This is a genomic window from Spiroplasma endosymbiont of Megaselia nigra (genome assembly GCF_003987485.1).
Lineage (GTDB): Bacteria > Bacillota_I > Bacilli_A > Mycoplasmatales > Mycoplasmataceae > Spiroplasma.
The window spans coordinates 1-5039 of record NZ_RCOO01000080.1 but is presented as its reverse complement, the minus strand read 5'-3'; the positions used below and the strand labels follow the sequence as shown (position 1 = coordinate 5039).

Genomic DNA, 5039 nt, shown 5'->3' with positions numbered 1-5039 from the left:
TGAAATAACCACATAATTTTAAAAAAATATTTTTTTTGAAAAAATAGTTGCAATTTTTAATAAAAGATATAATATTGACTTAATAAGGGTTAAAAATCCTACTTGCATCTTTACTTTACACAAAATAAAAAAAATTAATTGAAGAAAAATGAACAGCCTATAAGAAACTTCAATTAATTTTTAAAAACGTATGAAAAACAAACTTTAAAATTATTTTAGATTTAAATATTGCCACAAAATACAAATTTTAGCACAAAAGGAAAAACTAGAATAATTTAAGAAAGATATAAATGTAACAATATTTATTTTTCATACATAAATATCATAAACTATATTTTTCTAATAATCAATTAATTTTGTAAAAAATACGATAAAAATAAGGTACTTTTTTAATCAGTGTTAGGAATATATTAAAAAGTGATATAATATTTCAGGAAGTAGGGTGGTTATTATGCATGACGGTATTTTTTTAATCAATAAACCAACAGGAAAAACAAGTAATCAGGTTATTCAAGAAATTAAACAAAAATTGCAGATTAATAAAATTGGTCACGCAGGAACATTAGACCCATTAGCAACAGGATTGTTAGTTGTTTTAGTGAATAATGCTACGAAAATGAGTGAATATTTGTTAACAGCAGATAAAACGTATGATGTTGAAATGCGATTATTTGTTGAGACAGATACTGGTGATATTACTGGGAATGTGCTTAATGAAACAGCACCATTTAAGATTCGAAAGAAAATATTAAAAAAAATCTTTAATGAATTTAATGGATTTATATATGAACAATATCCACCAAAATATTCTGCTATTAAAGTTAATGGTAAAAAACTTTACGAGTATGCACGCCAAGATAAAGAAGTAAAAATTAAACCACGAACTATTACAATTAAGGCAATTAAATTAAAAAAATATGATGCACATAATCATACAATTAAATTTAGTGTGTTATGTACTAAAGGAACATATATTAGAAGTTTAGTGACTGATATTGCGGCAAAATTAAATACTATTGCTACTGTTACAGCTTTATGCCGTACGCAATCAGGAAATTTTATGCTATCTAAAGCAATTAACCCTGAAGCAGTAAATTTTAATGAGTTAATATCGATGTATGATGCTTTATTTATTAATAATCAACAATTATTACTTTATCATCATGATGAAGAAATTCGGCAAGGAAAACCTATTGTTATTATTAATCATACTGACCCAATTATTTTTATTATTGATAAAAATAAAAATGTTTTAGCAATTTATAAACATATTGGAAAACATGTTTATGCCTGTCAACGTGGACTATGAGGACATATTGAATCTAAAAACCAAGATGACAGAGAGAAGGATGATCATTATTAATGAAAACTTTAGTATGAAATAAGCCAAGTGATAAGAAACCAAAAGTTGCTTGTTTAGGTTTGTTTGATGGGTTTCATCAAGGTCATTTAAAATTAATTACACGTTTAATGGAGATTAAAAAACAGTATAACCTTGCAACATTATTTTTTACTATGTCACAAAGTGTCAGTGATTTTTTACAACAAACAAATACAAAAATAGTAGATAATCATTCAAAACAACAAATTGTTGAAAAATTAGGATTTGATTATTATTTAGAAGTGCCGCTTAGTACTGCATTTATAAATTTATCTGCACAACAATTTTTAACAATTTTAAAAAAACAATTTAATGTTACAAAAATTGTCATTGGCTCTGATTTTCGGTTTGGAAAAAATCGTGAAGGGGATTTTAATGATATTATTGATTTTTTTGGTCAAGAAAATGTTTATTTAATTACTCGCCAAGATAATTTGTTTTCTTCAACAACAATTCGAAATTTTTTATTAAAATATGATTTAGCATCAGCAAATAAATTATTGTATGAAGATTATAATTTACGTGGAGAAGTAAAACTAGGAAAACAATTAGGACGAACAATTAATTTTCCAACGGCAAATATTTATTTGCCACAAAAAGTAATTTTACCCTATGGTGTTTATGTAACAGAAACATTAGCACAAGGTAAACTTTATCCTTCAATGACATCTTATCGGTTATTTGAAGGAAAAGAAGTTGTTGAAACATATTTGCTAAATGTTAATTTGGATTTATATGGTCAGGAAATCATTGTTTATTTTAAAAAATATCTTCGAGAAAATATTAAAATTAATAATTTAGCAGAATTAGTTACGCTTTTAGAACAAGATTTAGTTAATATCCTTGCTTTTCTTGCTAAAAAAGCATAATATTAGCAAGGTTGTTATTTCGTTGATTTAAGATAACCCTTTCTTAAATTCTTTGTTTTAACATAATAAGCCACTAAATGAAGGGAGAAAATAGTAATGGTTTCAAAAGAAAAAAAAGCAGAATTAGTTACAAAGTTTGGTCAAAATGCCAAAGATACTGGTTCAACAAAAGTTCAAATTGCAATCTTAACAGAAGATATTAATAATTTGACCGAACACTTAAAAGTACATCGAAAAGATATTGTATCAAGAAGAAGTTTATTGCAAAAAGTAGCACAAAGAAAACACTTGCTTGCATATTTAACCAAAACTGATTTTAATGAATATAAAGCAATCATTGAAACATTAGGAATTAGAAAATAAGGTTTAAGGTTTTTAACCTTTTTTTAAATTTTAATATGGAGTATAATAAAATAAATTAATAATTTATTTAATTGCAACAATTACTATTATTTAGTTAATAAATTTGTTATTGTGCATTTAATTTACATTTAAAAAAAGATTATTTTACTTAATGTTAGAATTAAGGTAATGAAAAGGATGATATATTATGGAAAAATAATTTGCTGTAGTAATAGGATCATCATCAGGAATTGGATATGGTTATTGTCAGTGATTGTTTAAGCAAGGTTATCATATTATTGGAGTATCTCGCCATACAGAATGAGCAAAAGAATTACAACAACAATTTCCTGAACAAACAATTGTTGCTTTATCATATGATTTGTCTGTTCCTGAAAATTGTTATGCTTTATTTGAAGAAATAAAACAGTATCATATTGTTTTATTTATTAATAATGCTGGTTTTGGGAAAAAAGGTCTTTTTATAACAATTTCTTTAGCAGATGAATTAAAAATGATTAATCTAAATATTCAAGCAGTCCATATTTTAACAAAACTTTTTACGCAATATTTTATTTAGCAGAAAAAAGGACGAATTATTAATATTTCTTCCTTAGCTGCTTTTTTCCCTGGACCTGGAATGGCAACTTATTATGCAACAAAAGCATATATTTTAAGTTTATCTGTTGCTATTAATACTGAATTAAAGAAAACAAAATCACCAGTTCGTGTAGTTACTATTTGTCCTGGAGCCACACAAACTGCTTTTTTTAAAAATGCTGATTTTAAAAATAATTAAACCCTGCCAGGTTTAATGTCATTAGAACGATTTATTAAAAAATCTTTACCAAAAGCATTAAGAATAAAAAGAAAAAATTATTTAATTATTGGTTGAAAAAATCGTTCTTTGAAACGTTTATTTCGTATTATTCCACAAAACTATACATTAAATTATACATATTTAATTCAAACTAAAGATTAAAATTTTATATATGGATTAATTTATGCCATAAATTAGAAATTCTTTCGGATTAAAAAATATATTTTAAAATAATTGTTAACCCCCTTGATTTTTTTTAATAACATAAAAGATATTTCGAATATATAGGATATTAATATATATATAAGATATTTGGGATATAGTTATTTTTTAAAAGTATGGATTTAAAGACTATGAAAAAGCTATTAGCAATGTTGGGAGTTGCAAATTTTAGTGTCGTTAGTGTTGGTTCTGTTATTAGTTGTAAAAATGCTTGAAACAATAATCACCATAATAATGAAAATGAAATTGATTATAATGGAGATTTAAAAATTTTAAATGATATAACAAAAGCAGCATCAAATGCAATTCAAAAATACACAGCAGAAAAAACTTTAATTGATACTAATTCTTACCCAAATATTGATTTTGAAAACTTATTTTCAATGGTAAGAAATGATCACCCAAAGGAAATATTAGAGGAAGAAGATGGTAAGGTTGCACCAGTTTTAGCAACTCTTAAAACTGGTTTTATGGCAGTTTTTAATAATATTAATCGAGAAATTGCTAATAAATATTCAAACTATTATCCAAATAGTTTTCCGCTGAATATTGAACCAGATAGTGTGAACTTTATTTTAAATTTTATTGATGTTGAAAAATTAGGTAAACTAGCATATATTAATCCGGAAGGTTTAAAAGCTGTTCGTTTAGACTTTAAATTTGATGTTAACATTAAATTTAAAAAATTAGAAACAGTTGTACCATTTTTAATTCAATATACTATTACCAATGATATTGATAAAATGCAAAAAATTTTAAAAGCAGTATTAGAAAAAATATCAAAGTCAATCATTAAATTTTTTAATGAGAAGATGTCCGGTGATATTGTTGATAAAAATGAAGCTTTCAAAAGTATTTATGATAATTTTGATTTAAATTATGCTTATGATCACAGTATGTTAGATACAATTGTCCAAAAAGAATTAGAAAAAGGTTTAAAAGAAGATGATACGTTGGGAGAACTTGGAGAAAATATCACTTATGCTAGTGATGAAAAAATCTTAATTTTATTAAATTCAATTATTAATCCAGATACAAACGTTGTGACACCAGTCTTGCCATATGATAAAAAATATGCCTGAGTTAATACTGGGTATGCTCCAGACAAATTAACACCTGAAAATTTCGGTCGTATAAATAAAAGTAGGGTAAAAATATAAAAATTAGAAATTAATGTAAAAGCAATATCACTTACAAAAAAAGTGATATTTTTTGTTTTTAACAATAAATATTTGAAATAGTGAAAAGGCAAGACTGCACCCCAAAAAGTAAGTAAAATTAAAAAATAACTTTACTAAACTTTTAGAGGAGGTGCATTTTTTAATGGCAGGAAAAGAACAAAAATTTAAAACATATACTGCAGAATTTCGAAAAAATACAGTAAAAGAAATTGAACAAACATCGC

At 24.9% G+C, this 5039-nt stretch carries 5 protein-coding genes and 1 pseudogene; all 6 read left to right on the top strand.

Translation table 4 applies throughout. The annotated features are described in order from the left end of the window. Positions 1-451: 451 nt before the first annotated feature. The 6 genes and pseudogenes from truB to D9R21_RS04255 all read left to right on the top strand — a co-directional run bounded on the left by truB (position 452) and on the right by D9R21_RS04255 (position 4794). Positions 452-1363: a tRNA pseudouridine(55) synthase TruB gene (gene truB, locus D9R21_RS04275; protein ID WP_126821234.1), complete on the top strand. Its 912-nt coding sequence runs from the start codon at positions 452-454 to the stop codon at positions 1361-1363. Further along, entirely contained in the window at positions 1363-2250 is an 888-nt protein-coding gene (gene ribF / locus D9R21_RS04270; RefSeq protein ID WP_126821233.1) for a riboflavin biosynthesis protein RibF, read from the top strand. Before truB ends, ribF begins: the two co-directional genes overlap by 1 nt. A 96-nt stretch (positions 2251-2346) precedes the next feature. Next, the gene (rpsO, locus tag D9R21_RS04265) at positions 2347-2613 is read left to right on the top strand and encodes a 30S ribosomal protein S15 (protein WP_126821232.1); all 267 of its coding nucleotides are present in this window, start codon (positions 2347-2349) and stop codon (positions 2611-2613) included. A gap of 211 nt (positions 2614-2824) precedes the next feature. Next, a pseudogene (locus D9R21_RS04260) lies at positions 2825-3391 on the top strand (SDR family NAD(P)-dependent oxidoreductase). Positions 3392-3406: 15 nt separating this feature from the next. Beyond that, positions 3407-3574 carry a hypothetical protein gene (locus tag D9R21_RS08380; protein WP_241568764.1) on the top strand — a complete coding sequence of 56 codons (168 nt, stop codon included), beginning with the start codon at positions 3407-3409 and terminating at the stop codon, positions 3572-3574. Positions 3575-3765: 191 nt separating this feature from the next. Further along, positions 3766-4794 (top strand): hypothetical protein, encoded by a 1029-nt coding sequence (locus D9R21_RS04255; RefSeq protein WP_241568763.1) that lies wholly within the window; start codon positions 3766-3768, stop codon positions 4792-4794. Positions 4795-5039 lie beyond the last annotated feature (245 nt).